18 protein-coding genes and 1 tRNA gene are annotated in these 20,175 nt (G+C 48.9%); 8 read left to right on the top strand and 11 right to left on the bottom strand.

The window, feature by feature from the left end; all coding sequences use genetic code 11:
- Positions 1-47: 47 nt before the first annotated feature.
- Positions 48-485, bottom strand: coding sequence for a c-type cytochrome (locus H7708_RS11925; RefSeq protein WP_223671061.1), 438 nt, complete (start codon positions 483-485; stop codon positions 48-50).
- Between the two features lie 228 nt (positions 486-713).
- Here H7708_RS11925 and H7708_RS11930 point away from each other — a divergent pair, with 228 nt between their 5' ends.
- From H7708_RS11930 to H7708_RS11940, 3 genes are all read left to right on the top strand, one after another.
- A complete protein-coding gene (locus tag H7708_RS11930; protein ID WP_223671063.1) occupies positions 714-1,175 on the top strand; it encodes a thioesterase family protein in 462 nt (153 codons plus the stop codon).
- 43 nt (positions 1,176-1,218) lie between these two features.
- Positions 1,219-2,157, top strand: coding sequence for an EamA family transporter RarD (rarD, locus tag H7708_RS11935; RefSeq protein WP_223671064.1), 939 nt, complete (start codon positions 1,219-1,221; stop codon positions 2,155-2,157).
- 104 nt (positions 2,158-2,261) lie between these two features.
- The gene (locus H7708_RS11940; RefSeq protein WP_223671066.1) at positions 2,262-4,037 is read left to right on the top strand and encodes an SLC13 family permease; all 1,776 of its coding nucleotides are present in this window, start codon (positions 2,262-2,264) and stop codon (positions 4,035-4,037) included.
- 110 nt (positions 4,038-4,147) lie between these two features.
- Here H7708_RS11940 and H7708_RS11945 read toward each other — a convergent pair whose 3' ends face one another.
- On the bottom strand, positions 4,148-6,532 hold the full coding sequence (locus H7708_RS11945) for a TonB-dependent receptor (protein ID WP_223671068.1): 2,385 nt from the start codon (positions 6,530-6,532) through the stop codon (positions 4,148-4,150).
- Between the two features lie 93 nt (positions 6,533-6,625).
- A complete protein-coding gene (locus H7708_RS11950; protein WP_223671069.1) occupies positions 6,626-6,910 on the bottom strand; it encodes a DUF2946 family protein in 285 nt (94 codons plus the stop codon).
- A 154-nt stretch (positions 6,911-7,064) separates the two neighbouring features.
- Between H7708_RS11950 and H7708_RS11955 the strand changes: the two genes are divergently transcribed.
- Genes H7708_RS11955 through H7708_RS11965 form a run of 3 tightly spaced genes read left to right on the top strand, consistent with a single transcriptional unit; the run spans position 7,065 to position 9,772 of the window.
- A complete protein-coding gene (locus H7708_RS11955) occupies positions 7,065-8,378 on the top strand; it encodes a threonine/serine exporter family protein (RefSeq protein ID WP_223671071.1) in 1,314 nt (437 codons plus the stop codon).
- Between the two features lie 4 nt (positions 8,379-8,382).
- Complete coding sequence (locus tag H7708_RS11960; RefSeq protein ID WP_223671073.1) at positions 8,383-8,865, top strand: thermonuclease family protein; 483 nt, start codon at positions 8,383-8,385, stop codon at positions 8,863-8,865.
- A 25-nt stretch (positions 8,866-8,890) separates the two neighbouring features.
- The gene (locus H7708_RS11965; RefSeq protein ID WP_223671075.1) at positions 8,891-9,772 is read left to right on the top strand and encodes an aspartoacylase; all 882 of its coding nucleotides are present in this window, start codon (positions 8,891-8,893) and stop codon (positions 9,770-9,772) included.
- A gap of 423 nt (positions 9,773-10,195) precedes the next feature.
- On the opposite strand, the gene H7708_RS11970 is transcribed toward H7708_RS11965, so the two are convergent.
- Positions 10,196-11,101, bottom strand: coding sequence for a LysR family transcriptional regulator (locus H7708_RS11970; RefSeq protein WP_223671077.1), 906 nt, complete (start codon positions 11,099-11,101; stop codon positions 10,196-10,198).
- A gap of 120 nt (positions 11,102-11,221) precedes the next feature.
- Here H7708_RS11970 and H7708_RS11975 point away from each other — a divergent pair, with 120 nt between their 5' ends.
- Positions 11,222-12,079, top strand: coding sequence for a pirin family protein (locus H7708_RS11975; RefSeq protein ID WP_407929744.1), 858 nt, complete (start codon positions 11,222-11,224; stop codon positions 12,077-12,079).
- Between the two features lie 40 nt (positions 12,080-12,119).
- Here the strand turns inward: H7708_RS11975 and H7708_RS11980 are convergent, their stop codons facing one another.
- The 6 genes from H7708_RS11980 to H7708_RS12005 all read right to left on the bottom strand — a co-directional run bounded on the left by H7708_RS11980 (position 12,120) and on the right by H7708_RS12005 (position 17,932).
- Positions 12,120-12,860 (bottom strand): slipin family protein, encoded by a 741-nt coding sequence (locus H7708_RS11980; RefSeq protein ID WP_223671081.1) that lies wholly within the window; start codon positions 12,858-12,860, stop codon positions 12,120-12,122.
- A 31-nt stretch (positions 12,861-12,891) separates the two neighbouring features.
- Positions 12,892-14,283: an NfeD family protein gene (locus H7708_RS11985; protein ID WP_223671083.1), complete on the bottom strand. Its 1,392-nt coding sequence runs from the start codon at positions 14,281-14,283 to the stop codon at positions 12,892-12,894.
- 382 nt (positions 14,284-14,665) lie between these two features.
- Positions 14,666-14,741, bottom strand: a tRNA-Phe gene (locus tag H7708_RS11990).
- 54 nt (positions 14,742-14,795) lie between these two features.
- Positions 14,796-15,071, bottom strand: a complete 276-nt coding sequence (locus H7708_RS11995; RefSeq protein ID WP_223671085.1) for an oxidative damage protection protein — start codon at positions 15,069-15,071, stop codon at positions 14,796-14,798.
- Positions 15,072-16,088 (bottom strand): A/G-specific adenine glycosylase, encoded by a 1,017-nt coding sequence (gene mutY, locus H7708_RS12000; protein ID WP_223671087.1) that lies wholly within the window; start codon positions 16,086-16,088, stop codon positions 15,072-15,074.
- Between the two features lie 14 nt (positions 16,089-16,102).
- Positions 16,103-17,932, bottom strand: coding sequence for an SLC13 family permease (locus H7708_RS12005; protein ID WP_223671089.1), 1,830 nt, complete (start codon positions 17,930-17,932; stop codon positions 16,103-16,105).
- Between the two features lie 184 nt (positions 17,933-18,116).
- Between H7708_RS12005 and trmB the strand changes: the two genes are divergently transcribed.
- Positions 18,117-18,806, top strand: a complete 690-nt coding sequence (gene trmB / locus H7708_RS12010) for a tRNA (guanosine(46)-N7)-methyltransferase TrmB (protein WP_223671090.1) — start codon at positions 18,117-18,119, stop codon at positions 18,804-18,806.
- A 272-nt stretch (positions 18,807-19,078) separates the two neighbouring features.
- Here trmB and H7708_RS12015 read toward each other — a convergent pair whose 3' ends face one another.
- Positions 19,079-20,170 carry an META domain-containing protein gene (locus H7708_RS12015; protein WP_223671092.1) on the bottom strand — a complete coding sequence of 364 codons (1,092 nt, stop codon included), beginning with the start codon at positions 20,168-20,170 and terminating at the stop codon, positions 19,079-19,081.
- Positions 20,171-20,175: the final 5 nt, after the last annotated feature.

Below are 20,175 nucleotides of genomic sequence, written 5' to 3' on the forward strand. Positions count from 1 at the left end.
TCAGACACAAAAAAGCCGATCGCTTGGATCGGCTTCTTAAGAAACGATTACTTGCTTTGTTCGACCATGTAGTCAACAACAGCTTTGATTTCGTCATCTGAACAGTCGGCACAAGTACCTTTCGGTGGCATAGCGTTAAGGCCGTTGATCGCGTTGCTGTAAACGGTTTCTTCGCCCTGAGCTACACGAGGTTCCCAGGCAGCCACGTCACCCAGTTTAGGGGCACCAGCAACGCCCGCTGCGTGACACGCTGTACAGTATGTGTTGTAGATGTCTTCAGGAGCACGAGGACCAGATGCTGCGCCTGTGCTAGGAGCGGTGTTAGATACCTGTGGTACCTCGTCACCTTCTACATAAACTTTATGTACTGGCTCCAAGCGCTCTTTTACGCTCTTGTCGCTTAAGTGTTTCGCTGCCGCTGCTCCGGCAAATACTGCTGCTGTGATAGTCACAGCTAAAACGAACATTGATTTTACTTTAGTCATGGTCTCTCTCATCAAAATAGACAAATTAGAGTCATCGCTTAGCGGCTTAAAGCGATCCCTAAGCACCCGGAGGTGGAAAATTTAGTGGGCAAATTATAACCGTAAACCGGACGCGATCAAATAGCCAAGACAAAATAAGCTGTGGTTATATGAATAATTCTGATTTAGGCATACTTTTTTGTTTTGTGATCAGGCACAATAAGCACAAATACTCAGCGCTGATTCCTTATGAGTTCATTACCGCAAGAAGCCTTACAGATGTTGGGCGAGGCTCTGGTTAATAATATTCCTTTCAACCGACATATTGGCCTTAAGTATCAGACGGTTAGTGAAGAACAATGTATCATCACCTTCGACATGAAACCCGAATTGGTGGGTAACTATATTCAGGGTATTTTGCACGGTGGTGTGATTTCTTCGGCCATGGATATGGTCGGCGGCATTATGGCTGCGGTGGGTATTTTGCACAGTAATCCTGCCACTCATCTCGATGAGCTGAAAAAGAAAATCGCCAAGCTGAGTACGATCGATTTGCGTGTCGATTTCTTGCGTCCCGGGCGCGGTAATACTTTTTTTGCTAAAGCTGAGTTGTTACGAGCCGGTAAGCGGGTTGCGGTAGTGCGTACTGAGTTAGTAAACGAAGACGACGTGCAGATTGCTGTGGCTACCGGTACTTTTATGGTTGGTTAAGAGAACCAGCATCTTTTCTAAATATATTCAATAGGTTAGCGCCATGAAGCCTGAGAACACATCGACTCAGCAGGGCTCCGGTTCCGCTGAAGGACAACAAAACCCCAAGGCAGGTTATATTTTTGCGCTGGGTGCTTTTATGATTTGGGGACTGGCGCCGATTTACTTTAAAGCGGTGCAGGAAGTTTCTCCTCTGGAAATTCTGGCGCACCGTGTGGCCTGGTCGGTTCCGGTAGTGTTATTGATTATGTGGGCAATCAAGCGCCCATTTCCTAAAGGTATTCTGAAAGATAAAAAGACGCTGGGGTTGCTGGTACTGACCTCGGTTCTGATTTCAGGGAACTGGCTGGTGTTTACCTGGGCGGTGACTAATGACAGGGTATTGGAAACCAGCCTTGGCTATTTTATTAATCCTCTGATTAGCGTCGCTCTGGGGATCTTATTCTTAAAGGAAAAGCTCTCCATCTGGAGCAAGTGGGCGCTGGGGTTGGCGATTGCGGGGGTCAGCTATCGGGTGGTGGTACTGGGCGGTCTGCCCTGGGTTTCATTATATCTGGCATTTTCTTTTGGCTTTTATGGCTTATTGCGTAAGCAGGTGAATATTGGGCCACTACAGGGACTGCTGGTCGAAACCTTAATCGTGCTACCGTTTACGGCGGGTTATATCTATTACCTGTGGTACACAGGAACTGGCAGCTTCTTACATTCGTCGTCGCAGATTGACTGGTTATTAATCGCCGGTGGTGTGATCACGACTGTGCCGCTGGCTCTGTTTTCAGCTGGCGCTCGACTGTTGCCACTGAACACCATTGGGTTTTTCCAGTATCTGGCACCCAGTCTGACCTTCATTCTGGCTGTGTTCGTGTTTAAAGAGCCATTTAACCTTGATTTGTTGATTACCTTCGTCTGCATCTGGTTGGGTCTGGTGGTGTACACCGTTGGTGTGGTAAAAAATTCTCAGCGTAGACGAAAGCCTGCTTAAGAGAGAAAGCTTTCAGCACGGCTTGTACTACTTACTTTGCGCTTGTCATGGCTACATAAATATATGATAAATTGGAGTCGATACAGTCGGTAAAAGGAGTGTCTATGGCCCTTGAAGCAATTTTTGTATTAGCCTTGGTATTGGCTGTATTTATTGCTTTTGTTTGGGAAAAGTACCCTCCTGAGGTCGTTGCTCTTACTTCCTGTGCTGCTCTGCTTGTGGCAGGCGTCTTAAACACTGAAGAATTCTTATCCGTATTCAGTAACAGCGCTCCGGTCACCATCGCTATGATGTTAATCCTGAGTGCTGCTTTGGAGCGCACGGGTGTGTTACAGATAATCAGCAACACCCTCAAGCGTAGGGCCAAGGGATCTTACTTACGTTCGTTGTTTATCATCATGCTCTTCAGCATGATGACTTCAGCATTTATGAACAATACGCCCATTGTGTTGATGCTGACCCCGGTCGTGATCTCTCTCGCCGCCAGTGTCAATATGGCACCTTCAAAGCTACTGATCCCTTTATCTTTCGCCTCTATTTTTGGTGGGACATTAACTCTTGTCGGTACTTCTTCAAATATTTTGATGAGCAGTATTGCTTCTGATGCCGGTCAGCAGCCTATTGGAATGTTTGAAATGACGCTGCCGGGATTATGTTTTGTTGCCGTTGGATTCGTTTATATGCTGACCGTTGGTCGATGGCTATTGCCAGACAGGCTCTCGTTAATAGAGGTTATGAAACAAAAATCTCAGCGAAAGTTTATTGCCGAGGTATTTATCCCGACTGGTTCGACGCATATCGGCAAGCCTGCCACAGAGTTCGCCGCAGCGATGGACGGTGCGCACCTGATTGATATGGTGCGACACAATATTTCCGTGAGAAGGGGGATGAATCAGTTAACTATCAAGGCCGGGGACAGATTGATATTAAAGACAGCCGCCAGTGAACTGCTAAGCTTGAAAGAGGATGGTGAGGTTGAATTTACGGCTTCTTTGCCACAGGGTGTTGAGCCGGTAACTGCGAGTGAGTCACTGGTGATGGAAGCCAGTATCAGCATGAAATCACGCTTAGCAGGGCGACGGGTGATGGAGTTAGGGCTGGCGCGTAAGTATGGTGTGTACGTTATTGCGCTACACAGAGAAGATGAAAAGGCTAATGAAAATTTCGATAAAATAAAATTAAAATTTGGCGATACTCTCTTACTTGAAGGCTCCGCGGAAGGAATCAAACGTCTTATGGATGATGGAGATGTCATCAACCTGACTGAGCCACAGGACAGGCCGATACGACGGGCAAAGGCACCGATTGCTTTTCTGACTATCTTAACTGTGATGACATTAGCAGCGACGGAAGTTTTACCAATTGCAGGTTTGGCAATTATCGGGGCCTCAGTGGTGCTGTTGACGAGGTGCGTGGATCCTGACGAAGCTTTTGACGCTATTGACTGGCGGATTCTGTTTCTAATTTTCGGCATGTTAGGATTAAGCCTTGGTTTGGAGAAAACAGGCGCTGCTCAGTGGCTGGTGAATGCTATTCTGGTTTTGACGGAAGAAGTAGGGGCTAAGGGAATTTTGTTCGGGGTTTACCTGCTGACGGCGTTGCTGACGCAAATGGTAAGTAATAATGCCGTTACTGTTTTAATCGGCCCTATCGTGATTGCATTGGCGCAGCAGCTTGGGCTGGATCCAAGACCATTTATAATGGCTGTGATGTTTGCAGCCAGTGCCAGCTTTGCAACGCCTATAGGCTATCAGACCAATACATTTATTTACGTTGCCGGAGGCTATAAATTTAATGATTTCTTAAAGGTAGGGATGCCACTTAATCTGATCTTTGCTTTTGTCGCAACGGTGGTGATACCGTTGTTTTTCCCTTTGTGAGTTCACCCTTTGTGGCTTAGGGCGGTGTACAGACTCAAGGTGGCCGGCCTAGCGAGAAGGGAGAACTAAGCCAGCCTAAAAGAAAATTTAACCAACCTTATCTAAAGGAACTAGAACGTCAGGCGGAATCCGGCGGAAAGGGTTCTGCCGGCGCGGGTCGTGCGATCTTTCAGGAAAGAGGCATGATCACGAATTTCCGTATTAGCCATGTTCTCTCCTTTCAGGAACAACATTAAGTCGGCGTTATCAAAATAGATGTTATAGCCGAAATTCATGTTGATCAGCGTGTAGCCTTCGGTTGGTAATTCGTCTTCAGCCAGTTGGTTTTGATCATCAACTTTGATGGCTGTGAAGTCGGCGCTGAAATCACCTTCGACGAAACCAATATTACCACCTAAGCGCTTGGCCGGAGTTCGTGGCAGGTAACCGCCTTTATCCAGTGTGGCGCGGGTGTAGTCTGCGAACAGTCCGGCTTTCCAGTACCTGTCACCTTCGTAGCCAAAGGTCCAGTCGATCTCTGCTTCGAGTCCAGTGAAGGTCGCGTCGTCCTGCGTATATTCGAAGATCGGGAATTCTTCACCATGTTCTTCGTGTTCGTCGCCATGCTGCTCTTCGTGCGCTTCGCCTTCATGATGCGCCAGATAGATGTAATCGGATACCTGATTATGGAACAGGGAAACCGAAGCGTGGACGTCATCGGTGTGATAGCGCAGGCCGATATCGATGTTGTTGGCTGTTTCTTTGTCCAGATTCGGGTTGCCGACCTCGATGGTCAGCGTTGCCAGATGTGGTACATAGTGCTCTTCGTCGTTGCCGGCGTTCGAGTAGAGTTCTTCCACCGCAGGCAGGCGCTGGGCATGTGCCAGATTAATCGGTAAAGACCACTTGTCATCGATATGCCAGACGGTACCGGCGGCAAAGCTATAGGCGTTATCGTCACGTTGTGCACCAGTGAATGCGCCGCTACTGCGAACATCAATTTCCTGGTGATCGACACGCAGGCCCAGCTCGGTATGCCAGTCGCCTTTGTCCATTTCTTCCAGCCAGAAAACACCGTAGTTTTTGGTGTTGGAGCCGGGGATAAAGGTTTCAGCACCGATGGCTGCAAAGTCGCTGTCGCTGAGCTGTAAACCGAGTGCACCCTGCCAGCCGCTCCAGGCGTTATGTACCGCTTCAATGCGAAGTTCCTGTGCATCATTGGTGAACTGGGTGCTGATTTCATCGCCTTCCAGTTCCATATGTTCATAGTCGGTTTTGGCGTAACTGAACTTCAGCTCCTGGAAGCCAGCGAAAGGATCGTTGAGCTGACCTTTGACGTCATAACGTTTTTGTTTGAGATCTAGTAATATGCTTTCATCTTCGGCGTGCTCGGCATGCTCTTCTTCGGTTTCACCTTCGTGACCTTCTTCCTCATGTCCATGGGCGTGTCCCGGTAGGCCGTAAGAGCGATCAAACTCGGTATAAGATGCGCCGATATAGCCGCGCTCACCTATGTAAGAAAGGCCGAAACTGCCGCCTTTGGTATCGGTACTGGTGTTATCCAGCGTACCGCCAAATTCTTCGGCGTGCTCGGCATGTTCTTCTTCGGTTTCACCTTCGTGTTCGTGAGCTTCCTCGGCGCGTAGGAACGACGACTCGGCAAATCCCGGAATTTCGTAGTCATCAGTTTCTGATTTAAAGGCATCCAGATTAAAAGCAAAGTTGCCGGCTGACGTGGTGACGGTGCCGACTGTGCTGCGCTCGCCGGTGGTCGAGTCAGCGGCGCGAGCTTCGATACCACCTTCGATACCTTGTGCTAAATGCGTCGGGATACGGTGATCGACCACATTGACCGCGCCACCGACGGCGCCGCCACCATAAAGTAGTGTTGCCGGGCCTTTAAGTACTTCCACGCGATCGGCTAATAGCGGCTCGGCGGCAATCCAGTGATCCGGACTGGAGTTGGAGGCGTCCTGCGTTGAACTGTTATTACTTAATACGGTAACGCGGTTACCCTGTTGACCTCGAATCACTGGACGACCGGCACCGGAGCCAAAGCTGGAGAGATTAATGCCTGGCGTTTGTGCCAGTGTTTCACCAATATTGGCACCGCGATTTTTAACCAGCTCTTCACCGCTGATGATAACCGATGGCGACGCCATTTCCAGACTGGAGTGCTCCAGCGGATTACCGGTAATGACCAATACTTCGGTATTGTCCGGTGTGATTTCGATCGTGTGCTCGTTACCATCATGGCGAATCGAGCGGTTAATATGACCTTCCGGGCCCGCCTCGATATCCAGCACGTAGCGGCCTTCTTCCAGCTCTTCAAACTGGAACTGACCGAGTTCATTGGTGGTGGTGGACAGGTTCAGTGTGCGTAGATGAACTTCGACGCCTGCCAATGGCTGATCGTTATCATCGGTAATCACGCCAGAAAGATTTTTTTCAGCTGCCAATGCGCTGTGCGAGGCTAAAATGCCCAGCACTAAAAGACTTACTTTAGTAAGTTTCATGTGTTAATTCCTCAATTGTACAAATACACAGTTACTCCCCCATGAGCTCTTTATAGAAGAACAGGGGATGTTAAATAAATTGTTAGTCGTGTGTTATGCGAATTGAGGAGGGGCGCGGCCGTAGAAAGGTCGAATAATGCGGACAAACACCGCACTGTCAGAGAGGGTGACGGTTTGTACGCTGACTTCGACAGGCTGTGGGACGGCTATCTGGTGGGGCGTTGTGTGTAGCTGGGCTCCCGCATGGTGTACACAGAAGGTACATTCCTGGAAGTCTTTCGCCTGTTCGTGAATCGGTGAGTTTGCGTGCGCCACGCCGAGCAACGCCATGCTCAGCAGGGCGCTCAAAATAATAATGTGACGTAACATCTTATTCATAGTGGGTTCACGCAGTTGATTCATAATCAGAAGTTACTACTTCAAGTTTGCAATGCTATTCCATTAGAAAGTAATATGCAATCAGATCACAGCAGATATTTGTAACTGAATATCTCAAGCCGAATATTGATAATAATCCAAGGAAATACGTACCATGGCCGAAGAATTGCCAGTTTCCATTGCGGAGCGCCGTCTCGATAACGTGCCTCATTACCCTGATCGACATGAGCCCGTGGGTTTTATGTTGCGCCTCGTTAAAGCGCTACACACTTATGGTGTGCCGAGCTATGAACTGGAGCGGCTGATAACCAACGTCGCCGATCAGCTCGGTTATGGTTTGCAAACCACTGCCGTACCTACCAGCATTACCATGACCTTCATTGAGGAAGAGGACAAGCCGCGAACTTATGTTATCCGCTCCAATGCCGGTGAGGTCAATGTGGATAAGCTCAGTCGCACCATCGACGTGGCACACGCGGTGATTCAGGGGGACATGACGACTGAAGAAGGGGCGCAGGAGTTGACCGAAATCAGCAATTCGGCACCGCTGCATAATAAGTTCTGGATGATTTTCTGCTTTATGCTGGTCTCGATCTCGATTTCGAGGATTTTTGGCGGTGGGGTTGAAGAAATTATCACTGCTTCGGTGACTGGGCTGGTGGTAGGCACTTTTGTCAATATTGGAGGGTTGCGTTCAGAGACCGTATCCAATCTGATGCCGGCGTTATCCGCTTTTTTTGCCACCATGATTTCCTTTGGCTTTAATTTCTGGCTGGGGCTGAGTTCGACCTATATTCCGGTGGTGTCGGGGATTATGGTGCTGATCCCAGGGATGATGCTGACCATCGCCATGGCCGAACTGGCAACACAGAACCTGGTGTCGGGTACGGCACGCCTGTTGGGCGCCGGCGTAATTTTTATTCAGATGACCCTGGGCGTGGCGATTGGTACACAAGTGGCGTCGTTAATCTTTGGCCAGGCCAGTATTACCACCAGCATCGATCATCAGCTACCGGAGTGGACTATCTGGATTGCGATTACCATCAGTTCCTGGGCTTTGATGATGTTATTCCAGAGCCGTAGTAAGCACTTACCTTGGATTGTGGCAACAACCTGCCTGTCTTTCTTTATTTCGCGCTGGGTTGGCAGCTCTATGGGCGTCGCCACCGGGGCGTTTTTCGGGGCCCTGACCGTGGGTATTCTGGCTAATCTGGCCTACCGTATTAAGCAGGTGCCGACGGCAGCGATCATGATGCCGGGCTTTATTATTCTGGTTCCCGGCAGTGTCGGCTTTAAGAGTCTGACGGAGTTGTTGGATCACAATATTATTGGCGGGCTGGAAACGGCATTTAATATGATGATTGTTGGTGTCTCGCTAATTACCGGTTTATTGGTGTCGTCGATAGCGACTCTGCCGAAACCTAAAATTAAGACTGAAACTTTAAATGAGAGTGGTGGTGAGGAGTAAGCTCATGATTCGAATAATCCAATTGATGGCTTTTTCACTGGTTTTAACTGCTTGCGATGCTGGCTCTGATTTCGTGGAGGGATATTCGTTGGTCTATGTACAGGATGGCGACAGTGTCGTGTTATGCTGTGATAAGGGTGAAAAATTTACGGTCAGGTTATTGGACATAGATGCGCCCGAACGTTATCAGCCTTATGCCGAAACGTCCAAACAGCAGCTTCGCGAACTGTTAGAAGGAGAGTCTTTGAGCCTTTTCGGCGCTAAGTACGATAAATACGGGCGACGGTTGGCGGTCATTAAAGCCGACGGCGTCAATGTTAATGATAAGATGGTGGAAACTGGGGCGGCCTGGGTCTGGCGTTACAGTAAAAACCGCCAAATGAGAGAACTGCAGGAAGAAGCCCGTGATGATGAGCGCGGCCTGTGGGCCTTACCACAAGCACAGCGGCAGGATCCCTGGTTATGGCGACAGCAGCATCAGCGCTGAGTAAACGGAGAGTAAGGGTATAGGTATGAGACAAGAGAAAGTGGGTCATGTGACTCTGGTTGGTGGCACACACGGTAATGAATACACCGGAATCTACTTACTGGACAAATACCGTAAGCAGTCGGGTGGTCTGGGCAATTACAACTTTGATGTGGACTTGTACGAAGCTAACCTGAGAGCGTTTGAAGCCAATCGCCGTTATCTTGATCGCGACTTGAATAGAAGCTTCAAATTAGCAGATCTGGATAATGAGCAGCTTGAGGGGTATGAAAATCGCCGTGCCAGAGAAATTAATCAGGCGCTGGGACCGAAAGGCGACAGCAAAACGGACATGATCATCGATCTGCATACCTCCACAGCACCGATGGGGGTTAATCTTGTTTTGACTAAAACCGACACTTTTCATCTGATGCTGGTGGATTATGTGCAGCAACGGATGGATAACGTTAACGTGACGTTGGAAGAAATGCCGGATCATCATTTTCTGATGAGTATTGCGCCGCGCCATGTGCTGGTCGAAGTTGGGGCTGTGGCACAGGGACAGTTGCGTCAGGATGTGTTTGATAAAACCGATATGGCGGTCCGATTGATCCTGGATTTTATCGAACAGTACAATCAGCACAAACTACCACAACCATCTGAATCTATTGATATTTTTAAGTACTTTGATTTTGCTTACCTGCCACTGGACGAGACTGGCGATATCGCTGGTATGGTGCATAAAAACATTCAGGATCGTGACTTTACGCTACTGAGAAACGGTGAGCCGATTTTTAAATTACTCAACGGTGACAACGTCGAACATGAGGGTGAAGACTGCTATATCAGCTTTGTTAATGAGGCGGCCTATTACGACGAGAAAAAAGCCTTCGCCATGTCGCGGAAGAAGGTTTTTCATATAGGGTAAGGGTATTGTCATTCCAGCCCTTGAGCTGGAATCTTAATCAAATCGAAGATGCAGTATTTCACTATTTAATTTTGTGTTTCGCCCTACGGCGAGTCGCTTTTCTTGAGTGGACAAGACAAGTAACCAAAAGAATGCCTGCAGTGAATGACAGCCAATATAAAAGCCAAAAAAAACCGCCCAATGGGCGGTATAGCGTGAAGAGACCTATGATAGCAGTTTTGTTGTTATTGGAATCTGGTTTCGCTGCGTTAACCTTGATAGTTAAGGTGTGAGACTTTCCGATAAACCCAACTCTCAGTTAATGGCAGCGAATACTCGTAGGCAATCTTATGTTTAATGTTTGATTACCTAACCATGGAAAGCATCATACCGATAATACTTTTCAAATGCAAACGATTCTCATTTAAAAAAATGAATATTTTCTTAATCCTGTTCCATCTTTCCATATTCCTCGGCTAAATAGTCGAGGAAACTACGAATTGATGGCATAAGACCGCGCCGCGAAGGGAAGACTGCATGCACAATTTCGGGTTTGGGCGCCCACTGTGGCAGGAAATGAATTAAAGAACCTTCTTTAAGCTGCTCTTCGACCATTAGCTTTGGCAACTGCACCATGCCTATCCCTGCCACCGCTGCGTCTCTCAGCGACACCATATCACCACACTGCAAGCGTGGCTGATGTTGGATAGCCACTTCTTCACCATTGTCATCGAACAGGCGCCATTGGTGGGACTGCTGCTCCACACCCAGACCGAGGCTGGGTAATTGGTTTAATTCTGCAGGTCTTTGCGGACGAGTAAATTGCTTTAATAATTCCGGGCTGGCGACCAGGCATTGTGCACGTTGACCCAGAACCTTAAGCACTAGATCACTGTCAGCCAAGGGTGGCGGGCGAACTCGAATCGCCACATCAATCCCTTCCTCAACCAGATCGACGGCGCGGTTGGTGGCATGCAGCTCTATTTCGACACTGGGGTTCTGTTGCATGAAGTTAACGATTATCTGACTGATATTGACCTGCAGCAGAGCCACCGGACAGCTGATCCTGAGCAGACCACAGGGTTCGCTACGGGTTTGTTCGATAGCATCCTCCGCAGCCTGTGCTTCGATAAGAATGGCCTGGCAGTGCTGATAGTAAAGCTTGCCAATATCGGTGACCGAAGTATGCCGTGTAGTACGTTGCAGTAAGCGAACACCGAGCCGTTCTTCGAGTTCGGCCACGCGGCGACTCAGTTTGGATTTCGGTATACCGCTGGCTCGCTCAGCCGCAGCGAAGCCTGCATGTTCGACGACCAGAGCAAAATAATAGAGATCGTTCAGATCCTGCATTTATTGTCCTATTTATAGAACACTATGTGCCAATTTTAACGTCTAGTACATAAATTGTCATGTCAATATAATGAAATCATCAAAGCAACAGCCGTTTAGGCAGGAGATAACATTATGAGCATGAAGAGAATTACAGGCATTTATCGTGCACCTGCTGGACACTGGGTCGGTGATGGTTTTCCAGTCCGCTCGTTGTTCGCTTACAACAATAAGGGGCAGCAGATCAGTCCATTCCTGTTACTGGATCATGCCGGGCCATCGAACTTCGATGCCAGTAAGACGCCGCGAGGTGTGGGCGAGCACCCGCATCGTGGTTTTGAGACCGTGACTATCGTTTACCAGGGTGAAGTGTCACACCGGGATTCGACTGGTAAGGGTGGTACTATTTATCCGGGCGATGTGCAGTGGATGACAGCGGGTAGTGGCATTTTGCACGATGAATTTCATTCAAAGGCGTTCAGTGAACGTGGCGGTATGATGGAGATGGCACAGCTGTGGGTGAATTTACCGAAAGAGCACAAAATGACTGAGCCGGGCTACCAGGCGATTAAAGCCGATGATATTCCAAAGTTAAAATTGGAGGGTGGTTTACTGCGAGTTATCGCCGGTGAATACCAGTCAACGAAAGGGCCTGCCAATACTTTTTCACCGATTAATGTGTGGGATCTGGTGATGGCCGAAGGCAGCGAACAGTCGCTGACAGTACCTGAAGGCTGGAATACCATTGTAGTCGTGTTAAAAGGCGCGGTAGACATTAACGGACAGAAAGCTGCGCTGGAAGATACTGTGATCTTCGATAGCGCTGATACCGAAATCAGTATCAAGGCAGAAGAAGAAACGACGCTGCTGATACTGAATGGTGAACCGCTAAATGAGCCGATTGTAGGAGCCGGTCCTTTCGTCATGAACAGTGAGGAAGAAATTGTTCAGGCGTTTAATGACTTTAAGGCGGGAAAATTTGGTGACAGGCTGTCTTAAACACTAAGAAAAGTCTGGCTCTCGGGCCAGACTTCTTTCGTTATTTTTTCATAAAGTTCTTAAGGAAATCTATCGGTAGGGGAAAGACGATAGTACTATTGTGTTCGCCCGCTAAACCGGACAAGGTTTGTAGATAACGCAGCTGGATTGCTTCTTCCTGTTGAGAAAGCACTTTTGCTGCTTCTAACAATTTCTCAGAGGCTTCCATTTCACCCAGTGCATGGATCACTTTAGCACGACGGGCACGCTCGGCTTCAGCCTGTTGGGCGATGGCACGAATCATACTTTCATCGAGATCCACATGCTTGATTTCAACGTTAGAAACCTTGATGCCCCAAGCATCGGTCTGGCTATCGAGAATGTCCTGAATGTCGGCATTGAGTTGCTCGCGTGAGGCCAGCATCTCATCCAGCTCGTGTTGGCCTAATACTGACCGTAAGGTGGTTTGTGCCAGCTGGCTGGTGGCGTCAAAATAACGTTCAACGTTAATAATAGCTTTCTGTGGATCAACCACACGGAAGTAGACCACGGCGTTAACCTCGACCGAAACGTTGTCGCGAGAAATAACATCCTGCGTTGGCACATCCATCACCACGGTCCGTAAATCGACCCGAACCATTTGTTGTATGAAGGGGATGATGATGATCAGACCCGGACCTTTGACTTTCCAGAAGCGACCCAACATAAATATGACACCGCGTTCATATTCACGAAGAATCTTAAACATACTGGCTAAGGTGAGAACCACCAGTGCCAGAATAATCGGATATAAAATGTTCATAAATAAATCCCTCTATAAAGTGCTTAAGAAATTAATTGTCTGTAACCGGTGTAACAGATAACACCAAGTCATCAACCGCTGTAACTTTGACTTTCTGACCCGCTTTTAATGGAACTGTGCTATGGCATTTCCAGCGCTCACTGTGAAGCCAGATCCAGCCCTCATTATCAAAGTCTTCAATAACAGTACCGACATCATTAACCAGCTCCTCTTTGCCACTGACGACAGGACGCCCGCGGGCACGCAGGGCGAGACTTAAAATAAAGCTCAATAAAATAACGCTGATAACGGTCACGGCGATCAATATGGGGAGAGCGATAGCAACACCGGTCTCGGGCTCATTAAAGAGCAGGAAGGAGCCAATCAGGAAAGCGATAATGCCGCCAACCCCCAGAATGCCAAAGCTCGGGGCGAAGGCCTCGACGACCAGCAAGGCAATACCCAGCAGCAACAGGCCTGCGGCAACATAATTCACCGGCAATATTTGCAGAGCGTACATCGCCAGTAATAGACATATGGCACCGATAACGCCGGGAACCAGCCCGCCGGGGTTGTAGCCTTCAAAAATTAGGCCGTAGATGCCAAGTAATAACAAAATATAGGCAATATTGGGGTCGCTGATAATACTCAAGAGTTCGGTCTGCCAGTCGGGTTCGACTTTGGTAATAACCATCTTGTCGGTGTCCAGTGTTGCCTGTCCTGATGGCAGGCGGACGGAGCGTTGATCGATCTGCTCCAGTAGTCGCTGCGGATCGCTGGCAATTAAATCGATGACACCAATCTCAAGCGCTTCCTTCGAGGTCAGACTTTCCCCTTCACGAACGGCATTTTTTACCCAATCAATATTACGGTTATGGTAAGCGGCTAAACTGCGCAAGTAAGCTTCGGCATCGTTAATCACCTTCTTTTCCATGGCAGATTTACCGGCGGCGGGCTGAGCTTTTTCCTGGTCTTTATCTTGTTCATCGCCCTCTTTATCTGGTGCCTTTTCAGGCTCCGTTGGAGCCGGCATACCGCCGATTGAGACCGGGGTAGCGGCGCCTAAATTAGTCGCTGGGGCCATGGCTGAAACATGACTGGCGTAGAGAATATAAGTGCCAGCACTGGCTGCGCGTGATCCGGGGGGATAGACGTAGGTCACGACTGGAACTTTGGAAGATAAAATCTCGCGAATAATATCGCGCATTGCCAGATCCAAACCACCTGGCGTATTCATCTGAATAATAATGAGCTCGTAGCCCTGTTCAGGAGCGGCCTTGATATTAGAAACCAGAAAATGCGCAGTCCCCGGATTAACCGAACCATCGAGTACTAACAACATCGCCTGTCTGGGTTCGTTATCGGGAGATTCTGCAGCAAAAAGGGAGGGCGACGCTGACAGTAGCAGCGCAAAGAAAAGATAGAAACTGAAAACCTGCTTCATAGAAAATCCCTCTATTAAGCTGAGTCCTACATAGCTCAAAGTGAGCTACTACTAATGTAGCGCGATTAGTAAAGGATTACAAAGTGCAACAGGGGGGGAGTTATAAAAGAGTAGATGATAGTTGATCTAACTCAACAGTTTTGCTGTGGGTATAAAAAACTCCGACTATTTCTAGCCAGGCTTTCAGTATAATGGTGGCCTGGGGCAGACTCATTTGTCCGGCAGAAAACTGCTCCTGCATTTTCTGCATTCCCGTCTGGTGCAGTGACCGTAAGGCAAAGGACAGGGAAGTCGTTTGTAATTGAACGTAGTTCAATTCGATAAAATTAAATACCCAAGAACGAAAAAAGCCCGACTATTTCTAGTCAGGCTTTTAGTATGATGGTGGCCCGGGGCAGAATTGAACTGCCGACACAAGGATTTTCAATCCTCCGCTCTACCAACTGAGCTACCAGGCCAACGGACGCGTATTAAACCGATTCTTAGGTTTTAAGTCAAGCCTAAATTTAAAATTATTTCTTATCTTCAGGAACGTAGCCTTCGGCTTCGTCGTAGTCGCCACCAAAAAGGAATTTTTCCATCTGATCCGCCAAATATTTCTGCGTATCCGAGTCTACCAGACTTAGACGTTTTTCGTTAATCAGCATGGTTTGATGCTCAAGCCACATCTGCCAGGCTTCCTGTGAGATGTTGTCGTAGATTCGATCGCCGAGTTCGCCGGGGAAGGGTTTAAAACCAATTCCTTCTGCATCTTTTTGTAGTTTCTGACAAAAAACAGTACGTGACATTTAATTCTCCGCTAATGTTTGCAGTAGTTTGCTGACTGGCGTCGGTAGGCCAATTTCAGCAATTTCATTGAGTGCAAAGGTGCCTATTTGATTGGGCTCCATGATACCCGTGTCAGCGATATTTTTCATTAGTAATGGCTGCACTTCGAGATCATAGTGACTAAATTTATGTACAAAGGAATCCAGCTTCTGTTGATGCTCAGGTTCGCTCTGTGTTTGTTCAATTTCGGGAAAACACCAGAGGCCGCCCCAGATCCCCGAAGGTGGTCGCTTGTGCAGGATGACCTGATTGTTTTTTAGACAGACAAGCCAATAAACCGAACGCTTGGGGTGGGCTTTTTTCGGTTTCTTGCCGGGTAACTCTTCAATTTTGTCATGTCCCAGCGCGTAGCACTTGGCTGAGAGCGGGCAGCTATCGCATTTCGGTTTGCTGCGGGTACAGACCACGGCGCCTAAATCCATCATCGCCTGGTTGTACTGGGCTGTATGTTCGCCTGGAGTGTTGTCTTCTGCTCGTTGCCACAGTGCTTTTAATACTGACGCCTTGCCAGCCCAGCCTTCGATACCATAACAGCGTGCCAGAACGCGTTTGACGTTTCCATCGAGGATAGCACTCGGCTGATCAAAAGCGAAAGCCGCGATAGCGCCGGCGGTGGAGCGACCGACGCCGGGCAGGGTTTCGATTTCGGACTGGCTTTGTGGAAACTGGCCATCGAATTCATCGGCAACCTGCCTGGCTGCCTTGTGCAGATTGCGCGCACGACTGTAATAACCCAGTCCGCTCCACAGGTGCATCACCTGATCTTCGCTGGCCTGCGCCAGATCGACGATAGTCGGAAACTGCTGCAGGAATTTCTCGTAGTAAGGAATAACCGTCGTGACCTGGGTCTGCTGCAGCATGATCTCAGACAGCCAGATACGATACGGATCTTTGGTGCCTTGCCATGGCAGGTGCTTGCGACCATGCTGTCGATAATAGTCGATAACCTTTTGTTGAAAGTCTTTAGGCTGCCACATGGAGGTACTCTGGCTTAGAAGTCGTAAAGGATGGGCAGGATAATCGACAATGAGATCCACATCAATACAACCAGTGGCACACCAACTTTGACGAAGTCGGAGAACTTGTAGCCACCAGCATTCATGACCAGCAGGTTGGTCTTATAGGCCATCGGGGTGGCGAAGCTCATGTTGGCACCGAACAGTACCGCGATAACAAAAGGTTCTGGCGGTAAATTAAGTTGCGTGGCGACACTGACCGCGATCGGCGTACCGATAACCGCGGCGGCATTATTCGAGACAACATTGGTCAGAATTGCCAGTAGTAGCATCAGGCCGCTGAGTAGAACCGTTGGCGGGGCGCCATGCAATAAGGAGACAAAGGCCTGAGCTAGATATTCAGCGGCTCCGGTTTCGGTCATACCCATCCCTAAAGCCAAACTGGCGGCGACAATCAGCACCACGGGGGCACTGAGTGCATTCATGGCATCGCGCCAGGTAATGCAGTGTGTCAGGATCATCAGCAGGGCGCCAGCCAAGGCACTGACAGAGATAGGTAATAAGCCAACCGCAGCGAATAATACCACTAGCCCCATTATGATGAGGGCTCTCGGCGCGCGATGCGAGCGCGGCAAGTCAGTTGTAGCATCGAGCACTAAAATATCACCGCGCTTTTTAAATTCGGAAATTTCTTTTTGCCCGCCCTGTACCAGTAAAACATCACCGACGTGCAGCGTAACCTTACCCAGCCCTTTGTTATGCATATCGACAACACGGTCGCTGCGGTGCAGAGCGATCGCAACGAGACCATACTGGTTCATAAAACTGACGTCTTTAAGAGAACGCCCAGCTAAGGGTGAGCCTGGCGTTACGACCAGCTCGGATAGTTGCTGGTTCTCGGCGGTTAAGGGATGGTCTTCGTTGACCTGCTGCCCGGCTTTATAAAGCCTCGCGCCCAGCACCTGCTCGTATTCCTTAAGGCGATTGGGAGTATCGGTGACGCGCAGCTTATCACCGGCGCGAACAATGGCGTCGGGCATCGGCATAATGGTCGCTTCGGAGCCACGGTGAATACGGGTTACCTTCATCATACCGTCGGTTTTACGGATAACCTCGGCCAGCGTTCTGCCGTCAGCAAAAGAATTATCGTTAATGTGTAATTGGGCGGTAAAAATACGCGGTGAGGTATTTTTCATGATGGCCTGACGCTCTGGGGTGATCCTGGGGGCGACCAGCCACAGGTAAATCACGGCAACGGCTCCAGCCATGGCCGCCGGCAACATAAAATCGAACATACCAAAGCGCTCCAGCCCTAAGTCGGCTGCAACCGAGACCACCAGCAGGTTGGTTGAGGTGCCGATAGTGGTGGCCATGCCGCCGGCAATGGTAGCAAAGCCCATGGGCATTAACAGACCTGAAGGGTTTCGATTAGAGCGTACGGCGACACTAATTAAGATCGGTAAAAGTAGGACAACGATCGGGGTATTGTTGACAAATGCACTCAAAACTCCAGCAATGATAAGGGTTAGCAGAAGCGAAAAAAGCGGTGCAGTTTTCCAGATTCGTGCCAGAAAGCGGCCAATAGGTTCCAGCGCACCGGTGCGAACCAGCCCCTGTCCGGCGATCATCAGGGCGCATACAGCTACTAAGGCCTCATGGCCAAAGCCGCTGAAGAACTTCATCGGTTCGAGGTGACCATTAAAGTTATGGAATGGTGCAAAGGTGAAGCCCATGGTCAGTACCAGCAAGACGATGACGCAAGAGGTCTCCAGCGGTATGTCGTCGCGGCGGAACAAATATAAGGCAAACACCGTCAGCAACAGCACAAAAAGCGCATGCCCATTCGGTAAGTCCGGAAATGGCATTCCTCTCCTAACTCCTAGTCTTTTTTGTTCTTTGTTCTACAAACCCGAAGGAACCACCTTACTGATTTGCCTCAATTTTCGCAACGTCTTTATGTCCCAGCGCACATAATTTACATCAAACTTTTACATTATGGTAAAATCGCCATCAAGAGATGATTGTGGAATAAACTAGAGAGCTATCCCCTTGAATTCTGAAGAAAAACCGAAACGTAAAATTCGCAGTTACGTACTGCGTAAAGGCCGTTTAACCAAGGGGCAGCAGCGCGCCATGGACCTGCACTTCCCGCGATTAGGCCTCGAGTACCAGCAGGAACTGTACGACTTTGCAGCCATATTCGGTCGACAGGCTCCGGTGGTGTTGGAAATCGGTTTTGGGATGGGTAAGTCGCTGGCAGAGCAGGCTCGTGATAATCGCGATACTGACTTTATTGGGATTGAGGTGCATAACCCGGGCGTCGGCGCCTGTCTGGTTCTGGCTGAAGAGTATGAGCTAGAAAATATCCGGGTCATCAATCACGATGCAGTGGAAATCATCGACCATTGTATTCCCGATCATAGCCTTGAGCGGATCCAGATCTTCTTCCCCGATCCATGGCACAAAAAACGTCACCATAAGCGCCGAATCGTGCAGACAGAATTCTGTCAGAAGCTCCATAAGAAACTCAAGCCCGGTGGCATTCTGCATTTAGCGACGGATTGGGAAAACTACGCAGAACATATGTTGGAAGTATTAGCGCCGATGGCAGAGTTTAAAAACCTGTCTGAAACGGGTGATTTTGTGCCGCGTCCTGATTCACGTCCGCTGACTAAGTTCGAAGCGCGGGGGCAGAAGTTGGGGCATGGGGTTTGGGATCTTATGTTTTCAGCCGAATAATGGTCTATTTTTCCGATAATTTTGTTATTTCATTCTCGAAAAATGCTCATTACTCAATAGGTAACTCCGCTTTTTCAATAACGAAATGCCGCATTCTCGAAAAAATACTCTCATTATTGAAAGGAGTTTTGCTACTCAAAGCATGAAAGCCTTGAACTTCAAAGAATCTCTCGGTTGAAAGAGTTTGCGGTCTATTTTTCCGATAATTTTATTATTTCGCTATAGAAAATGCTCAGGGTGTGCCAGTTAAGATTGGGCACACCCTGTGAGTCTTAATGTCTGGCGGTTATGGTCTTGCCGCCTTCAGTGGTAAGAATTAAGGCGCCCTGTCCATCAATATCGTACCTGTTGACTTGAGCAAGCATTTTTAAGAATCGTTGCTCCTGATCCATTAATGCCGGTGCGCAAGCCATTAAAGTGCTCATTGGAGCTTTAAAGGTGAGGTTTTCGCCAGTCAGTTGGTAGGCGGCGTTATAGGTGTTGCAGGACGCCGAGCCGTAGGCGCGGCCTTCTTTATCGAAGGTGATGGTGACGCGCGAGTTATCAATAATGCCCTGCTCGGCTATGTCCTCGACTACCCACTCATGGTCCGCCAACAGGCTGAGCGGATCGCCGCCACAGCCTTCAAAGACTTTGCCATCCAGTGTTAAGGTCACTCTGTTGGGGTAGGGGCGACCGGACATATTGTCATAACATAGCTTGCGTCGAATATCGACAATGGCGATATGAGCTTCGGTTTGCGCATGGTACTTGTAGCCGCCTTTATAGGGTTGCGGCTGGGGTCTCGGCGTCTTAACTGTATTCTGGCCGTAATTGGTTTGTACTTCGATGGTTTCCTCTTCAACCTTTACCAGCCAGCCAGGTTCATTGCCCTGGGCCTTATAGGGCACAGGATAGAGGCGATCATTGCTGTCAGCGCCAATCGTTCCTGAGTGAACCCGTTGCATCATGAGATCGCCCAGCTCGACATGACTTTGCTCGATATTAACGGCATGACGCTGAGAAGTAATCCACATCAGGTTGCCATTGGGGCCTTCGAGCCGCGCATGCAAAGCGTAAGTATGGCTTGGATCCAGTTCTGCTCGGTGGGCATTCAAGACCACTTTTAGAGGCAATTGTATGCCTTCGCCCAAGCCGATGATTTCCTCACTGATAACGGTGGCTGCTTTGTCAGCAATGGAGACATCCTGCAACATGACCGTTAAGGTGCTGCCCTTGGGGACCAGCATACGTTCGCGGTACATAAGCTTCGCGGTCACGGTCAATTGCTCCGCCTGTGGCGCGGTTGTGCTCATTTCTTTTTTGCAGGCACTTAGACCGGCTAGAATCGTAATGCTAAGGATAGCGGTTAAAACATATCTCATGGCGT

It is taken from the genome of Kangiella shandongensis (assembly GCF_020005365.1).
Taxonomy (GTDB): domain Bacteria; phylum Pseudomonadota; class Gammaproteobacteria; order Enterobacterales; family Kangiellaceae; genus Kangiella; species Kangiella shandongensis.